This is a genomic window from Kitasatospora sp. NPDC057595 (assembly GCF_042800875.1).
GTDB lineage: Bacteria > Actinomycetota > Actinomycetes > Streptomycetales > Streptomycetaceae > Kitasatospora.
In genome coordinates this window covers 18,703-34,123 of sequence record NZ_JBHVGL010000042.1, presented here as the reverse complement: position 1 = coordinate 34,123, position 15,421 = coordinate 18,703, and the positions used below count along the sequence as shown (strand labels likewise).

Annotated in this window: 13 protein-coding genes and 1 pseudogene; 11 read left to right on the top strand and 3 right to left on the bottom strand. The window is 75.7% G+C overall.

Annotation, left to right across the window (positions count from 1 at the left end; translation table 11 throughout):
• The first annotated feature begins 268 nt into the window (after positions 1 to 268).
• The 9 genes from ACFU9E_RS34565 to ACFU9E_RS34525 all read left to right on the top strand — a co-directional run bounded on the left by ACFU9E_RS34565 (position 269) and on the right by ACFU9E_RS34525 (position 11,614).
• The gene (locus tag ACFU9E_RS34565; protein WP_380683800.1) at positions 269 to 1,684 is read left to right on the top strand and encodes a sensor histidine kinase; all 1,416 of its coding nucleotides are present in this window, start codon (positions 269 to 271) and stop codon (positions 1,682 to 1,684) included.
• Positions 1,636 to 2,301 (top strand): LuxR C-terminal-related transcriptional regulator, encoded by a 666-nt coding sequence (locus ACFU9E_RS34560; RefSeq protein ID WP_380683801.1) that lies wholly within the window; start codon positions 1,636 to 1,638, stop codon positions 2,299 to 2,301. The genes ACFU9E_RS34565 and ACFU9E_RS34560 overlap by 49 nt, the downstream gene beginning before the upstream one ends.
• 180 nt (positions 2,302 to 2,481) lie before the next feature.
• Positions 2,482 to 4,092, top strand: coding sequence for a DUF2637 domain-containing protein (locus tag ACFU9E_RS34555; protein WP_380683803.1), 1,611 nt, complete (start codon positions 2,482 to 2,484; stop codon positions 4,090 to 4,092).
• Positions 4,093 to 4,237: 145 nt separating this feature from the next.
• On the top strand, positions 4,238 to 5,530 hold the full coding sequence (locus ACFU9E_RS34550) for a DUF6986 family protein (protein WP_380683804.1): 1,293 nt from the start codon (positions 4,238 to 4,240) through the stop codon (positions 5,528 to 5,530).
• 182 nt (positions 5,531 to 5,712) lie between these two features.
• Entirely contained in the window at positions 5,713 to 6,369 is a 657-nt protein-coding gene (locus ACFU9E_RS34545) for a YigZ family protein (RefSeq protein ID WP_380683806.1), read from the top strand.
• Positions 6,370 to 6,549: 180 nt separating this feature from the next.
• Complete coding sequence (locus tag ACFU9E_RS34540) at positions 6,550 to 6,864, top strand: cupin domain-containing protein (protein WP_380683812.1); 315 nt, start codon at positions 6,550 to 6,552, stop codon at positions 6,862 to 6,864.
• 219 nt (positions 6,865 to 7,083) lie between these two features.
• On the top strand, positions 7,084 to 8,850 hold the full coding sequence (locus ACFU9E_RS34535; RefSeq protein ID WP_380683807.1) for a hypothetical protein: 1,767 nt from the start codon (positions 7,084 to 7,086) through the stop codon (positions 8,848 to 8,850).
• 125 nt (positions 8,851 to 8,975) lie between these two features.
• Positions 8,976 to 10,616: a restriction endonuclease gene (locus ACFU9E_RS34530; RefSeq protein ID WP_380683808.1), complete on the top strand. Its 1,641-nt coding sequence runs from the start codon at positions 8,976 to 8,978 to the stop codon at positions 10,614 to 10,616.
• Positions 10,617 to 10,843: 227 nt separating this feature from the next.
• Positions 10,844 to 11,614: a ZIP family metal transporter gene (locus ACFU9E_RS34525; protein ID WP_380683813.1), complete on the top strand. Its 771-nt coding sequence runs from the start codon at positions 10,844 to 10,846 to the stop codon at positions 11,612 to 11,614.
• On the opposite strand, the gene ACFU9E_RS34520 is transcribed toward ACFU9E_RS34525, so the two are convergent.
• A complete protein-coding gene (locus tag ACFU9E_RS34520) occupies positions 11,543 to 12,547 on the bottom strand; it encodes a LysR family transcriptional regulator (RefSeq protein ID WP_380683810.1) in 1,005 nt (334 codons plus the stop codon). The genes ACFU9E_RS34525 and ACFU9E_RS34520 overlap by 72 nt on opposite strands.
• 109 nt (positions 12,548 to 12,656) lie before the next feature.
• Here ACFU9E_RS34520 and ACFU9E_RS34515 point away from each other — a divergent pair, with 109 nt between their 5' ends.
• Positions 12,657 to 13,610, top strand: coding sequence for an EamA family transporter (locus tag ACFU9E_RS34515; RefSeq protein WP_380683814.1), 954 nt, complete (start codon positions 12,657 to 12,659; stop codon positions 13,608 to 13,610).
• A 103-nt stretch (positions 13,611 to 13,713) separates the two neighbouring features.
• Here ACFU9E_RS34515 and ACFU9E_RS34510 read toward each other — a convergent pair.
• Positions 13,714 to 13,956, bottom strand: a pseudogene (locus ACFU9E_RS34510) (MarR family winged helix-turn-helix transcriptional regulator); the annotation flags it as partial.
• A 258-nt stretch (positions 13,957 to 14,214) separates the two neighbouring features.
• Here ACFU9E_RS34510 and ACFU9E_RS34505 point away from each other — a divergent pair.
• Entirely contained in the window at positions 14,215 to 14,553 is a 339-nt protein-coding gene (locus tag ACFU9E_RS34505; protein ID WP_355372174.1) for a DUF2218 domain-containing protein, read from the top strand.
• Here ACFU9E_RS34505 and ACFU9E_RS34500 read toward each other — a convergent pair.
• A complete protein-coding gene (locus ACFU9E_RS34500) occupies positions 14,550 to 15,197 on the bottom strand; it encodes a phosphatase PAP2 family protein (protein ID WP_380683811.1) in 648 nt (215 codons plus the stop codon). The genes ACFU9E_RS34505 and ACFU9E_RS34500 overlap by 4 nt on opposite strands.
• Positions 15,198 to 15,421 lie beyond the last annotated feature (224 nt).

The following is a 15,421-nucleotide window of genomic DNA, read 5'->3' as shown; positions in this document are numbered from 1 at the left end:
ACTGCAGGGGGGACCCTGTGGGAGAGTAGGACGCCGCCGAACAATTCTTCTGAGAAGCCCCTGCCGGGGATACCGGCAGGGGCTTTTCGCATTTCTGCGGCTCCGCGTCCGCGGCGGGCGCCGGGGCCGGGGGTGGACCTAACACCACCCTGAAGTCGGGTGGGACGGCCAGTGCGTCCGTCCGGGTGCGGGGGAAAACTGGGTCAGGACGATCGGAGCCGGTCTTCGGCATCGGCATCATCAGCGGCATCGGCAAGCGGGAGTGCTCGTGGCAGCGACGGAGAGTCGGATCAGCGGGGGCGCCGGCGTGCGCGTGCGGACCGAGGCGGCGCTCGCGGCGGGCGGGCTCGGGCTGACCCGGCTGGCGCTGTTGGTGCTGGTCATGGTCCCGACCGTGGTGGTGCCGGCCTTCTGCACGGTGTTCGCCGGCGCCACCGTCGCGTGGATGCTCGACGCCTACTATCCGGCGGCATTGTTCGCGCTGGTCGCCGCCGCGGTCGCGGGGCTGGCGTCGGCCGGGGTGTTCGTACGGGCCTCGGCGCGACGGACCCGGGCGCAGCTCGGGGACTGGTACGGGATACGGCTGCCGGTCTCGTACAGTCCGCGGCCGGCCCTGGAGACGGACGCGCGCGGTCACTGGTGGACGGGCTACTCCTACCACCGCTCCCACAGCGTCGCCCGGCTCGCGCAGCTGCTGCACTGGGCGGTGCGGGACCGGGCGACCCGGTCCGAGATGCTCTGGCTGGTGGTCAGTCCGCCGCTGGTGCTCGCGCTCGGGGTGGTGGTGGCGGGTCTGCTGGCAGGTGGGGTGGTGAGCCTGGTCGTGGGGGCGGTGAGCTACAAGTCCTACGGTCCGTCCTCCACGGGCGCGGCGACGCTGCTGGGCTCGATCCTGCTGGGGTTCGCGCTGATCGCCCTGGGCCTGCTGCTCGCGCCGAACGCGGTGCGCCTGTACGCGGAGGCGGGCCGGCGGGTGCTCGACCAGGACGGCCGGGCCACCCACGCCCAGCTGACCCGTCGGGTGGCCGAACTGACGGAGACCCGCGCCGATGCGGTCGGCAGTCAGGCGGCGGAGCTGCGGCGGATCGAACGGGACCTGCACGACGGCGCGCAGGCGCGGCTGGTCGCGATCGGGATGACGCTGGGCACGATCGAGCACCTCATGGAGACGGATCCGGCGGCGGCGCGTGAGTTGCTCTCGGAGGCCCGGCAGTCCTCGGCGCGGGCGCTCCAGGAGCTGCGTGACCTCGTCCGCGGCATCCACCCGCCGGTTCTGGCCGAGCGCGGCCTGGGCGACGCGGTGCGGGCGCTGGCGCTGGACAGCGCGCTGCCGACCGAGGTGTGCGTGAGCCTGCCGGACCGGCCGCCGGCGCCGGTGGAGGCGACGGCCTACTTCAGCATCTGCGAGCTGCTGGCGAACGCGGCCAAGCACTCGGGCGCCGAGCAGGTCTGGGTGGACATCCTCTACCGGGCCGGCCGGCTCCGGGTCACGGTGACGGACGACGGGGTCGGGGTGGCGGATCCCACCCGGGGGACGGGGCTGCGCGGGATCGAACGCCGATTGGGTACCTTCGACGGTGTCCTCGCCATCGACAGCACGTCGGGCGGTCCGACCACCATCACCTTGGAGCTGCCGTGCGAGTTGTCCTCGCCGAGGACCTCTACCTCCTTCGAGAAGGTCTGATCCGCCTGCTGGAAGCGCACGGCTTCACGATCGCCGCAGCGGTCGAGACTGGTCCCGAACTGCTGGACGCACTGCTGACGCACCGTCCGGACGTCGCGGTGGTCGACGTCCGGCTGCCACCGACGCTGACCGACGAGGGTCTGCAGGCGGCCCTCAAGGCACGTCGGGAGATTCCCGGGCTTCCGGTGCTGGTGCTGTCGCAGCACGTCCAGCAGCTCTACGCGCGGGAGTTGCTGGCCGACGGCACGGGCGGGATCGGCTACCTGCTGAAGGACCGGGTGTTCGCCGCGGACCAGTTCATCGACGCGGTCCGCCGGGTGGCGGCCGGCGGAACCGCGATGGACCCGGACGTCATCGCCAAGCTGATGCAGACCACGGCCCGCCGTCCTGGGCCGTTGCAGCGGTTGTCGCCCCGCGAGCGGGAGGTGCTGGAGCTGATGGCGGAGGGCTGCTCGAACTCGGCGATCGCCGCCCGGCTGACGGTGAGCGACGGGGCGGTGGCCAAGCACATCGCCAACATCTTCACCAAGCTCGAACTGGCCCCGGCGGAGGACGCCAACCGCCGGGTGATGGCGGTGCTCGCGTACCTCAACGGAACGGCGGGACGGGTGGTCTGACCGGCCACCCGTTCCGCCGGGAGTGACGGTCCGGGCTGCGAGAACGCTGAGACAGGTGTACGAGTAAACTCCGGTGGGCCGAGCCCGGAGGTGCCTCAGCCGTCCGGCGCCCCGACACGCGGGAACCGGCAGCCGGGGCAGCGTACGGCCTCAGCCGACATCCAGGGGTTGATAGACGTAATGGCACGCCCATCGCTCACCAAGGCCCACCGGGGCCTGCTCGGCCTGGTCGCGGCCGGGGCCTGTGTCATCTCGGGTATCGGCTTCGCCGGCTCGTACAGCGCGGTCAAGGAACTGGCCGAGGAGAAGGGCTTCGGCGCCTTCTCCTACGCCTTCCCGATCGGTGTGGACGCGGGCATCGTGGTGCTGCTCGCGCTGGACCTGGTGCTGACCTGGCTGCGCATACCCTTCCCGCTGCTGCGGCAGACCGCCTGGCTGCTGACCGTCGCGACGATCGCCTTCAACGCCGCGGCCTCCTGGGGCGACCCACTCGGGATGGGCATGCACGCCGTCATCCCGCTGCTGTTCGTCGTGGTGGTCGAGGCCTCGCGGCACGCGGTCGGGCGGATCGCGGCGATCACGGCGGACCGGCACATGGAGTCGGTCCGGATGATGCGCTGGGTGCTGTCCCCGGTGCCGACCTTCCGGCTGTGGCGGCGGATGAAGCTGTGGGAGCTGCGTTCGTACGACGAGGTCGTACGGCTGGAGCAGAACCGGCTGGTCTACCGGGCGCAGCTGCGGTTCCGGTACGGGCGGGGCTGGCGCCGCTCGGCGCCGATCCAGGCGCTGCTGCCACTCAAGCTGGCCAAGTACGGGGTGCCGCTGGACCCGGCGGTGTTCGAGCGGATGGACGAGGAGACGCAGGCGGCGCGCGAGGCGAAGGAGGCCCGCGAGATCGAGGCCACGGCCCGCGCGGAGGCGTCGGCCGCCCAGGAGGCCCGGGTTCCGGCGGAGAGCCGTGCGGCGGCCCTGGTACCGGCCGGGCAGGCGGAGCCGGCCGCGGCGCCGAGCCGGCCGCAGGGCGGCGGCCGGGCGCCGGTTCCGGGTGAGGCTCCGACCGCTCCGCCGCAGCAGGTGCGGCCCGGTCCGCAGACCGCTCCGCAGGCAGGGCCCCAGCCGCAGCAGCAACCGCAGGCCCAGGCCGAGCCGGCGCCCGCCGAGGTGCTCGCCAGGCTGGCCGCCGTGCGGCTGCGTGACGCGCAGGAGCCGGCGGGCGAGGAGTCGCAGCTCCCGTCGCAGCCGCAGGAGGAGCTGAACGTCTGGACCGAGCGCGCCGTGCGGACCACCGGCCACCCGAGCGACGGGGCGCCGGGCGGCCGGGTGCCCGGTCAGGTCTCGCCGTGGTTCAAGGCGCCGCGGCCGACCGGGCCCGGCGAGCAGCCGGAGGACCCGCGGCAGCCGGGCGCGGCCGACCACGGTGCTCCTGCCGAACCGTACGCCGACTACGCGGACGAGCCGGGCTTCCCGCCGGAGGCCGGGTTCGCGGAAGGGGAGTACGCCGAGCCCGAGGCCGTCCAGGAAGTGCCGGAGGCCGTGGAGCGCCCGCAGCGGCCGTTCGGTCCCGCGCCGCGTCCGGGCTCGCACCGGTTGGATCCCGAGCAGGTGTTCGATGCGCTGGTGAGCTACCTGGAGACCTTCGGGCACGAGCCGGATCCGCAGCGGCTGGCCGCCTGGCTGACCGAGAACTACGACGTGACCGGCAGCCGTGCCGACGGTTCGGTCCACCCGAAGGACATCGAGGTGCTCCTTCCGGAGCTGCGCGGCCGGTACGCCGCTTCCGGGCGGGACTGACCCGTCCGCAGCCCGCCAGTCCGTTGGTCCGTTGTGTGCCCGGGCCGTTGACGCCCGGGGGCGGCCCACCTACCTTCGCATCAACAATCCGTTGAGGCGTTGGCCGGGCGCGGGTCCGTGCGGATGCCCGCGTGAGGAGTGACGGATGCCGCGGGTCGGGACGGGCGGTACCGGGGAGACAGGTCCGGCGGGGTTCTCCGCCGCCGCCCGGGCCGCCGTGGACGCGCTGCTGGCACCGGTCGACGCCGAGCTCGCGCGTCGCTACCCGGGCGATCCGGGCGGCCGCCAGCCGGTCCACACCGTCTACGTGCCGGCCGACGCCTTCGCCGCCGACACCGTGCGCAGCTGGGGCCGGCGGGCGTTGGAGGCCTTGGACACCCATGCCGGGACCCCGGCCGAGCTGGCCCGTGCGCTCGGGGTGCCGGCCGACGCGTTGCTCGCCGAGGTGCACCGCAGGGTGCGAGCCAAGCTGGAACGCGAGCCGGTCGAGGACCTGCGGATCGACTTCGAGGACGGTTACGGCCCGAGGCCCGACGCCGAGGAGGACGCGGACGCCGTCCGCGCCGCCGTGCTGGTCGCCGCCGCGGTCGCCGACGGCGTCGCCCCGTCCTGCGTCGGTATCCGGATCAAATGTCTGGAGGCGGCCGTCCGGGAACGGGGCATCCGCACCCTGGAGCTCTTCCTCACCACCCTGCTGGCCCGCGGCGGACTGCCCGGGGGGCTGGTGCTGACCCTGCCCAAGGTGACCTACGCCGAGCAGGTCAGCGCCCTGGCCGGGCTGCTGGCGGACTTCGAGCGCGCCGCCGGGCTGCCGGTCGGCCGGCTCCGCTTCGAGATCCAGATCGAGACCACCCAGGCGGTGCTGGGTCCGGACGGGCGGGCCACCGTGGCCCGGATGATCGGGGCGGCCGAGGGGCGGGTCGCCGGCCTGCACTACGGCACCTTCGACTACAGCGCCGCGTGCGGGGTCGCCGCCGCCCACCAGAGCCTGGACCACCCGGTCGCCGACCACGCCAAGGCGGTGATGCAGGTGGCCGCCGCCGGGACCGGGGTCCGGCTGTCCGACGGCTCCACCAACGTGGTCCCGGCCGGGAGCACCGCCCAGGTGCACGCCGCCTGGAAGCTCCACCACGACCTCGTCCGCCGCTCGCTCTCCCGGGCCTACTACCAGGGCTGGGACCTGCACCCGGCGCACCTGCCGGCCCGGTACGCCGCGGTCCACTCCTTCTACCGGGAGGGTCTCGGCCCGGCCGCCGCCCGGCTGTCGGCGTACCTGGCGGGGGCCGGCGGGGACGTCATGGACGAGCCGGCGACGGTCCGGGCGCTCGGCGGGTACCTGCTGCGCGGGCTGGACTGCGGGGCGGTGGACCTCGCCGAGGTCGGCGGAGCGACCGGCCTGGACCGCGCGGGGCTGGAGGCGCTCGCGGGCCGCCGCTGAGCGACCGGCACCGAGGCGGGTACCGAGACCGCCGCCGGGGCCGCCGCCGGAGCCGCCGGACGGGACCCGACCGGTCGGCGCGGCCGGGGGTTAGGCTGGCGGAGCGGTCCCCGGGCGAACTGCCGTCCGGCGCGGGCCGCACCGCCCGCCCCCTCGTCGTCGTCCGGGAGAACCGCCGCGCCATGCCCGCCACACCGGAGCCGACCCCCAGGCCGTACCTGACCATCCGGAGCGCGGGCACGCACGAGCTGGAGATCAAGAAGTCCCGGTTCCTCTGCCACCTCGCCCGGGTCGCCGACGAGGAGGAGGCCCAGGCGTTCATCGCCGGCATCCGCAAGCAGTACTGGGACGCCCGGCACAACTGCACCGCCTTCGTGGTCGGCGACGACCAGCGCCGCGAGCGGTCCAGCGACGACGGCGAGCCCGGCGGGACGGCGGGCGTGCCGATGCTGGAGGTGCTGCGCCGGCGCGGCGTCACCGACACGGTGGCGGTGGTGACCCGGTACTTCGGCGGGATCAAGCTGGGCGCGGGTGGCCTGGTGCGCGCGTACGGGAGCGCGGTGTCGGAGGCGCTGGACGAGGTCGGGCTGCTGGAGCGGCGGCCGGTCGCGCTGCTCGCCGTGACGGCGGACCACACCCGGGCCGGGCGGGTGGAGAACGATCTGCGGGCGGCCGGGTTCACGGTGAGCGACCTGGCCTACGGGGCGGCCGGGGTGCGGATCGAGGTCGGGGTGCCGGAGCCGGAGGTCGCGGCGTTCCACACCTGGCTGGCCGAGGCGACCGGTGGGACGGCGGTCGCGGTGGCGGCGGGCCGGACGTACGTCGAGGTGCCGGTCTGAGCCGGACGGTCTGAGCCGGACGGTCCGAAGGGGGGCGAGCCGGACGGCCCGAACGCTCGGTGCCGGGCCGGTACGCGGTTCCGGACAGCTTTTCGGCCGCTTTCCGGCCGCCCGGTCCCGGGTGCGCGACGCCCTGCCTAGCCTGGTCGGATTCCGCCGACCAGGGAGCCGAAGACCGTGATGCCCGTCGTCCGGACGATCACCCTGGACCCGGGGGACAGCACCGGCTGGCACTACCACCCGGGCCGGGTCGACGTCGTGGTGCTCGCCGGCACGCTCACCCGGACCCTGCACGACGGCCGGGTGGAGGTCAGCCGTGCCGGGGACTGTCTGGTCGAGCACGCCGGGCCGGTGCACATCCACGTCGGCCACAACCGCGGGACCGTGCCGGTGGTCCTGGTCGCCCGCTACGAGGCGCCGGCGGGCCGCCCGCTCGCGGTGTCCGTGCCAGTGCCCGCGTGGAGCCGCAGCGGCGCCGGGCAGAGCGCCGGCTGACGCGCTCACAGCTCTCGCCGCGACCGGCCGCCGCTCCAGCAGATCCTCGTCGGCCGCGCTGTTCGGCTTGAGCAGATTCACCCGAATGTAGTGACGTGGCCCGGAGTTGGAACTTCCGCTCCGGGCCATGGCGTTTCCTGGGCACAGGTCCGGCGAACCGGACCAAAGACCCATCGATGGAGGACACGGGACCCCACCACCGAACCCGGAGGTATGTGCATGACCTGGGAACGCTCCTCGTCGTCGCCCGTCCACGCCGGCCCGCCCGGCCTCGGCAACCCCGCGACGCCCTACCGGATGACCGTCACCACCGCCCTCCCGCACGTCGACGCCCTCGCCCTGGCCGACCAGTGCCTCGCCGCCTGGTTGAAGCAGGAATGGTGCGAGGAACCCCCGCCCCCCGAACAACCCGCCCCGACCCCCCGCACGGACGCGTCCCCCGCCGAACGGTTCCGGCTCGGCGAGCGCGTCCTGCTGGACCGTGACGGCGGCCCGCTCGACGGCCCGTGGCCCGGCGGCCGCTACGACCGCCGCCGGGTGCGCACCCCCGCGCCGCACGGCGCCGACCGGCTCACCGTCACCGTGGCCACCGGGCCCGTCGGCCCGACCTGGCTCCGGCTGGAGGCCGCGGCGCACACCGCCGCCGGTGGTCTGCGCGCACCGGGCCGGGTGCCGGTGCCCGAGGTGGTCCGCACCCTGCTGCCCCTGCTGGACGCAGCCGACGGCCCGGCCGCGCTGTCGGCCGTGCCCCGGGTGCTCACCGCCGCCGGGGTCGACCGGCTCGTCGACGAACTGTGCGACCCGGACCGCCGGATGCCCACCGTGGTGGCCAGCGTGCCGGCCGGTCTCGGCACCGGACCGTGGCTCGCGGACGTGGTCGCTCCGCTCTGCGACCAGCTGCCGGGCCTCGCCGGCCTCTACGTGCTCGACGCGGACGCCCGGACCAGGTTCAACGTCGCGCTGGAGTACCACGCCGTCTACGGCGGCGCGGTGCGCACCTACCTGCCCGAGGTCGACCCGGCCTCGCGGCGGGACGGCCGCCGGCACCCGGTGCTGGCGCGCAACCGGATCGAGGAGGAGCCGCGGCGCGCGGCCGCCCTGCTCGCCCGCGAGCCGCGCCGGCTCGCCGCCGAACGGCCGCTGCCGCCGGTGCTGGCGTCCGTGCCGGTCCTGCGGGTGCCCCGGCCCGCCGCGGAACCGGACCGCACACCACCCGGACCCGGGGCCCCGGTAGCCGCCCACGGGCGGGAGGAGCGCGAGCGGATCGCCCACCCCGGTCGGCACGAGGGCCGTCGGGAGCGCCACCACGAGCGGCCGAAGCCCAAGGTCCTGCCGGGCGGAGCGGTCACCGGGCGGGCGGCCGGGCCCGGCCAGGGGTGCGTGTCGGTCGGCCGGCTCTGCGCCACGACGGGCGGTGCGGGTGCCCCCACCGCGCCGACCGGGCCCGCCCGCCGGTCCGGCCGGCGGCGCGCCGGACCACCCGGCGCCCGCGGCGGCGTCCCGCTCAGCTTCACCGAACTGATGGCCCGGCTCGGCGAGTTCCCGCTGCTCACCTTCACCGGCGACCAGAAGGCCGCGCTCGCCCTCGACGAACTGCGCTGCGACGGTGGTGGCTGGGCCCGGCTCACCTGGGACGGCCTCACCGCGCTCCAGGAGTACGCCGAGGCGGCCGTGCGCGGCCAGGCGGGCGGCGACTTCAAGCAGTGGTGCGAGCGGACCCCGGCCGGCTGCCACCGCTTCCCGCCCCGCAAGGCGGTGCGCGGCGAGTCCAGGACGGTGCACAGCCACGCCAAGTGGAAACGCGAGCGGATGCTCCCGGTCCCGGAGTGCGTGGACGCGTCCAGGCGCGCGTTCATGGGCGCGCACCTGCGGATCGGCGGCGGCCGTACCGCGCCCCGGTTGCACTACCTCGACGACTGTTCGGGCAGTGGCCGGATCTATGTCGGCTACATCGGACTGCACCTGACCAACACCCGGACCAACTGAGAGGCTTGGCTGACCGGTGCGCCCGTTCGGTGGACAATGTCCGGGAGGGGGCGGGCCTCGGGGTGGCCGACGGGCTGCCGACCGCCCCGGGCAGGCGCCGGACGAGCATGGGGGAACGACCACCGATGCAGTACTCAGCAGACGGCCAGTCCGACGGTGCTGTCACGGCCCCCCAGCCGGGCTTCCTGGCCTCGGTCTTCCGTGACCTCGGGGTGGAGCCGGAGGACGACGGCCCGTCGGGCCGTCCCCCCGGTGCCCCGGCCGGCCCGTCGTCCGACGGGCCGACGGGCGCGGGCGGTGACGAGGCCGTCGCCGCCCACGCCCGGGCCGCCGCGCTTACCCACCACCGCACGCTCACCGTCCAGGCCGAGCAGGAGCGGCTGACCGACCTGCTCCGGCGGGCCGCGCTGCCCGTTTCGGCCATGGACTTCGAGAGCCAGCTGCGCCGCTACGAGCCGCGCCCCTACGCGGCCGACGGTCCGGCCGCGGAGGCCGGTGCGGACCCGGAGCCGCGCTGGGAGGACTTCGCGCCCGCCGAGCCGCCCGCCGCCGACCCCGACGAGGCCCCGTCCCGCCGACTGCTCGACTCCGGCTACCAGCGCGGGCTGGCGCAGGCCCGGCTCGACCACCAGCGCGCCCTGCGCGAGTGGCGCACCCGGCAGGCCGAGGCCGTCGACCCGGTGGCCGACGAGTACCGGCGCGCCCACGACGAGGCCGAACAGGCCCGGGCGCGGGCGGTGCGCGAGTACAACGACTCTCTGGAGGAGTGCCGCCGCGCCTACCGGCAGGCCGAGCCGGCCGCCGTCGAGTCGCTGCTGGAGCGCGCCCTCGCCGCCGCCGAGACCCACACCCAGGACCTTCCGGCCCCCTGCCGCGCCGTCTACCGGCCGCTGACCCGCACCGCCGTGCTCGACCTGGACCTGCCGGCCCTCGACGTGGTGCCCTCGCTGACCGGCTACCGGCTCGGCCCGGACGGTGAGGCCCTCCCGGTGCCGCGCCCGCCGGCCGACCGGGCCGCCGACTACCTGCGGCTGGTCGCCCGGCTCGCCCTGCGCGCCCTGCAGGCCGCCGACGCCGTCGACACCGACGAGATCCTCGCCGGGGTCGTCCTCAACGGCTGGCTGCGCGAGCCCGGCGGGGCCGAGCCGCTCTGCCTGGTCAGCGTGGACGCGGACCGCGACGCGCTGGCCCGCACCAGGCTGCTGCCGCCCGCCGACCCCGAGGACGAGCCCGACGGCGAGGGCGTCTACGCCGACGCCGAGCAGGACGAGGCCCTGGTCCGGCTGCGCCAGCTCGGCGCCGCCGTCAGCCCCGACCCGTACAGGTGGGTGGGCGTGGAGCCGGCCGCGCAGGCCGCGGCCACCGTCCCGGCCGCGCCCGACCTGTCGGCGAACGAGTTCGCCCAGCTGGTCCGGGAGCTGCTCACCAGGGGCGGGCTCGGCCAGTGGAGCGTGCGGCTGCGCGGCCCGGCCGGGCTGGTCGCCACCGGCGAGGGACCGACCGGCAGCGCGCTGCCCGGCCGCTGGGTGGTCTGGGCCTCGCGGAGCGCCGGGCCGGTGGGGGAGGAGGAGATCCGCACGCTGGCGGACGCGGTCCGCGAGGAGTCGGCCGAGCGCGGCCTGCGGCTGACCACCGGCCACTTCACCGACGGGGCGCTGGACCTCACCGGCGAGGACGGGCACCGCCACATCCACCTGGTGGACGGGGACGGTGTGCGCGAGCTGGCGCGCACCCAGCTCGGTCTGCCGCTCGCCGCCGGGCGCTGAGCCGGTCGGCGGTCGGCGCGGGTCGGTCGGCGTACGGTCGGCTCACCCCGACGGACCGTCCGGCGGGCGCCGCCGCGCGGGCTGCACGACGCTGGGGGACACGGCCGTCCGGCCACGGTCGACGGCCGGCCCGGGGACGGCGGAACACGGGGGAGACGAGTGGACGGACGGCCCGTCAGGGTGGAGGCGCGGTGACCGCGGTCCTGGTCGCCGCGGGGGCCTTCCTGATGACGCTGATCGGCGGCTGGGTCGCGCAGCGCACCGGCGACCGCCGCCACCTGGTGCTCGGCTTCGCCGCCGGGCTGATGCTCGGAGTGGTCGCCTTCGACCTCCTCCCGGAGGCGCTGCACCAGGCGCCCGAGGAGGTCCACGGCGTGCCGCAGGCGCTGCTGATGTTCGCGGCCGGCTTCCTGGCCATCCACATCGTCGAGCGGGCGGTGGCCATCCACCGCGGCCACGAGGGGGAGTACGCCGAGCACACCCACGGCCAGCGGCCCGCGCAGGTCGACGGCCACGCCCACGGGCATGCCCACGGCCGCGCCCGGGCCGGCGTCGACGGGCGCCAGGGCATCGGCCTGACCGCGGCCTTCGCCCTGGTCGGGCACAGCGTCATGGACGGCTTCGCGATCGGCGCGGCCTTCCAGGCCGGGACGACGGTCGGGACGGTGGTGGCGATCGCCGTGGTCGCGCACGACTTCGCCGACGGCTTCAACACCTACACGATCACCCGGCTCTACGGGAACAACAGGCGGCGGGCGCTGACCCTGCTCGCGGCGGACGCGCTGGCGCCGGTCACCGGTGCCGCGATCACCCTGCTGTTCACCATCCCCGAGCACCTGCTCGGCCTCTACCTGGGCTTCTTCGCCGGGTTCCTGCTCTACCTGGCGACCTCCGACATCCTGCCCGAGGCGCACAGCCCGCACCCCTCACGGACCACACTGCTCTGCACCCTCGGCGGGGTGGGCTTCATGTGGCTGGTGATCGGCCTCGCCGGCTGACCGCGGCGAGGCCCATGAGCACCGGCCCTGGGCCTGCAGGGCGTCCCACCGGGCCCGCATCGCGGCCAGCGCCTCGGTGATCGCCGGACGCCGTGAGGCCTGGGAGCGCCAGAGCGCGAACACCCGCCGGGCCGGCTCCGGCACCACCGGCCGGGCGACCACCCCCGGCGGCAGCGCGGCGCGCCCCAGCCGGGGCACGAGTCCGACGCCCAGCCCCGCCGCGATCAGCGCGATCTGCGTCTCGAACTCGCCGACCTGGTAGTGCACGTCCGGCTCCTCGCCGGCTTCGCGCAGCGTCCGGACCAGCCAGTCGTGGCAGATGTTGCCCGGCGGCACACTGGTCCACCGCTGCCCGCGCAGCCGCTCCTCCGGCACCGTGGCGAGCCCGGCCAGCGGGTGGCCGACGGGCAGCAGCAGGTCCAACGGGTCCTCGCCGAGCTCCATCCGGGACAGGTCGTCCTGGACCGGCAGCGGCACCGTCGGCCAGTCCTGGACGAGCGCCAGGTCGACGTCCCCGCGTGCCACCAGCTCGGCCGCCGGGTACGGGTCGCTCTCCAGCAGCCGCACGTCCAGGGCCGGGCAGCGCTCGCGCAGGTCGGCCAGCACGCCCGGCATCAGCCCGCGCGCGCCGGTCGCGAAAGCGGCCAACCGCAGCCGTCCGACCGCCTGGCCGCGCTGCTCCTCCAGCCGCACCTCGGCCCGCTCCACCAGACCCAGCACCGCCTGCGCGGTGGCGGCCAGTTCGCGCGCCGCGTCGGTCAGCACCACCCCGCGGCCCTGGCGCTCCAGCAGCACCGTCCTGGTCTCCCGCTCCAGCTTGGCGATCTGCTGGGAGACGGCGGACGGCGTGAAGCCGAGCGCCGCGGCCGCCCCGCCGACCGAGCCGTGCACCGCCACCGCGTGCAGCGCCCGCAGGCGCCCCAGATCCATCATGCAGCAATGCTAAAGCGTGGCCTTCAGTATTCATCGCTGGTGCTACACGGTGCCCGGCGGCCATCCTCGTCCCATGAGCACATCCCCGCAGGCCGCCCCGGGCGGCGGCATGAGTCCGCGTCACATCGCCCTGGCCGTCCTGGTGGCCGCCGTCTGGGGTCTCAACTTCGTCCTCATCCACATCGGCCTGGAGAACTTCCCCCCGCTGCTCTTCTGCGCCCTGCGGTTCGCCGTGGTCGCGGTCCCGGCGGTCTTCTTCGTCGGCCCGCCGAAGGTCGCCCTGCGGTGGGTGCTCGCGGTCGGCGTGGTGCTCGGGGTGGTCAAGTTCGGCCTGCTCTTCCTCGGCATGCACGCCGGGATGCCGGCCGGCCTCTCCTCCCTGGTGCTCCAGGGGCAGGCCGTCTTCACCGCGCTGTTCGCCGGCGTCCTGCTGGGCGAGCGGCCCGGTGGCCAGCGGCTGCTCGGCCTGGCCGTCGCCTTCGCCGGGATCGGTCTGAGCGCCGTCGACCGCGGCCTCGGCGGACCGCTCGGCGCCTTCGCCCTGCTCGTCCTCGCCGCGGCCGCCTGGGGCCTGTCCAACGTGCTGACCCGCAAGGCCGCCCCGCCGGACGCGCTGCGCTGGATGGTCTGGGTCAGCGCCGTCCCGCCGCTGCCCCTGCTCGGTCTCTCGCTGCTGGTCGAGGGCCCGGGCGCCGACCTGCGGGCGCTGCGCGGGATCGGCCTCGCCGGACTCGGCGCGATCGGCTACGTCGGGCTGGTCTCCACCCTGTTCGGCTTCGTCGCCTGGAGCTACCTGCTGCGGAGCTACGACGCCACCGCCGTCGCGCCCTACTCGCTGCTGGTGCCGGTGTTCGGGATGTCCTCGGCGTGGCTGCTGCTCGGCGAGTCGGTCGGCCCGCTCGCCGCCGGCGCCGCGGTGCTGGTGGTCGTCGGCATCGGGATCACCGCGCTGCGCCCGGGGACGCTGTCCGGCGCGGCCCGGCGGTGGGCGCGGTCGTCGCCGCGTACCCGGACTCCGCGGTCCGCAGCGCCCGCAGCAGCGCGTCCTGCTCGGCGGGGCTGACCGGGCCGAAGTACTCCTGGGCCACCTCGTGCCGGACCTGGCCGATCCGCTCCACCGCCGACCGGCCGGCCGCCGTCAACAGGATCCGCACGGCGCGGCGGTCGGCCGGATCCGGGGCCCGCTCGACCAGGCCGGCCTCCTCCAGGGCGTCGACCACCGTGGTGGCCGAGCGCGGGGCGATGTGCAGCCGGTCGGCCAGGTCGCTCAGCCGCATCGCCCGGTCGGGGAGCTCGCAGCCGGGGGCGTGCGCGAGGGCCCGCAGGGCGCGGCCCTGGCCGGGGGTGATGCCGTAGGGCTCCAGCCGCTCACTGGTGCGGCGGCGGATCCGCTTGATCGCCCGGGTCATCGCGTCGGCCAGCTCGGCGGCGGTGTCCGGGGCCGCGGCGGTGTCCGGGGCGGACGCCGGGTCCGCGGCGGGGGAGGAGCTCGCGCCGTCGTCGGTCGGCGTGGTGGTCATGGGCGGCTCTCCTCGGCAGGCGTTCGACCAAGGGTATCGGCCGGTCCGCGGGCGCTCGGAAAAATGTTGAGCAAGGCTCAGCATCTGCGTTAGCGTAGGTCGTGAGTGAGGGCACCCTAAGTCCCCTCCCCCGACCCTGGAGGGCCCGTGCCCCGCTCCGAAGCCCGCGTCGCCACCGACCGTTCCGCCCGCTACGCCAAGCAGCTCGCCGCCCACATGGGCCGGAAGATCCAGGCCGACTGGTCCGAGGAGACCGGCCGCGGCACCCTCGTCTTCGGCGCCGGCACCGCCACCCTGGAAGCCGCCCCCGATGCCCTGCTGCTCACGGTCGAGGGCGAGCGCGAGAACCTGCCCGGCCTGGAGGACGTCGTCGGCCGCCACCTGGTCCGCTTCGGCGCCCGCGACGAACTGGTCGTCGAGTGGCGGCGCGACAACGGCGAGCCCGGCCTCGTTCACCGCAACGACGAGGCCCCGGCCGAGGGTTAGGACCTGCTCCCCGGACCCTTGCCCGGGCGGCCGGTGAGCGGCCACCGGGCGAGGGTCCACAGGACCAGACTGCCCAGGCACCAGCTGGCCACCACGTCCAGCAGCCAGTGGTAGTCGCTCCACACCAGCCCGAGGCCGACACCCGCCGCCAGCAGCGTCGCGCCGGCGCCGAGCCCCCGGCGCGCCCGGGTCCCGGCCGCCCGGGCCAGCAGCAGCGCCGCCACCCCGAACCCGAGGGTGGCGGTCGCGGTGTGGCCGGACGGGTACCAGCCCCACTGGTCCGCCGCCAGCGGCAGCCCGAACGGGCCGGGCCGCGCGAACCACGCCTTCGCCAGCACCACCAGCAGCGGGATCAGCCCGGCGGTCAGCACCGCCACCGGGACCGGCAGCCACCAGCGCGCGAAGCCCGCCCGCCACTCCCGCCAGGCCGCCACCGCCCCGCCGAGGAGCAGCACCGGCACCGCCACCGAGCCCCCGCCCAGGTCGGAGAACGCCTTGCCGAGGTGGTTGAGCAGGGTGCTGTGCAGGGTGTGCCGCACGTCCCGGACGGTGTGCCGGGTCCAGCGGTCCAGGCCCAGCAGCGGCCCGTCCACCGCGACCTGCCAGGACACCAGCACCAGGACCACCCCGAGGACCACCGGCACCGCCGGATGGGCGAGAACGCGAGGCAGCCGCCCCGGAGCAGGGGGGAGAGCTCCGGGGCGGCCCTGATGATCGCCGTTCCGTGCGCCCCGGGGGGTGTGGGTCGGACGGCCGGTCGATCGGCTTTCGGTGTGTGCCGCCCCTGGCGGGACGGCCTGGTTGTCCTCGCGGCCCACGCGCGGAGCCGTCCCGGAGGACGGTGCCGCGGACGGATCCGCCCATGGCT

What these genes read in the sequence shown, in the direction of transcription:
- ACFU9E_RS34555 (WP_380683803.1), top strand. Translation starts at nt 2,482, where the DNA reads ATGGCACGCCCATCGCTCACCAAGGCCCACCGGGGCCTGCTCGGCCTG.
- ACFU9E_RS34550 (WP_380683804.1), top strand. Translation starts at nt 4,238, where the DNA reads ATGCCGCGGGTCGGGACGGGCGGTACCGGGGAGACAGGTCCGGCGGGG.
- ACFU9E_RS34545 (WP_380683806.1), top strand. Translation starts at nt 5,713, where the DNA reads ATGCCCGCCACACCGGAGCCGACCCCCAGGCCGTACCTGACCATCCGG.
- ACFU9E_RS34540 (WP_380683812.1), top strand. Translation starts at nt 6,550, where the DNA reads ATGCCCGTCGTCCGGACGATCACCCTGGACCCGGGGGACAGCACCGGC.
- ACFU9E_RS34535 (WP_380683807.1), top strand. Translation starts at nt 7,084, where the DNA reads ATGACCTGGGAACGCTCCTCGTCGTCGCCCGTCCACGCCGGCCCGCCC.
- ACFU9E_RS34530 (WP_380683808.1), top strand. Translation starts at nt 8,976, where the DNA reads ATGCAGTACTCAGCAGACGGCCAGTCCGACGGTGCTGTCACGGCCCCC.
- ACFU9E_RS34525 (WP_380683813.1), top strand. Translation starts at nt 10,844, where the DNA reads ATGACGCTGATCGGCGGCTGGGTCGCGCAGCGCACCGGCGACCGCCGC.
- ACFU9E_RS34520 (WP_380683810.1), bottom strand. Translation starts at nt 12,547, where the DNA reads ATGATGGATCTGGGGCGCCTGCGGGCGCTGCACGCGGTGGCGGTGCAC.
- ACFU9E_RS34515 (WP_380683814.1), top strand. Translation starts at nt 12,657, where the DNA reads ATGAGTCCGCGTCACATCGCCCTGGCCGTCCTGGTGGCCGCCGTCTGG.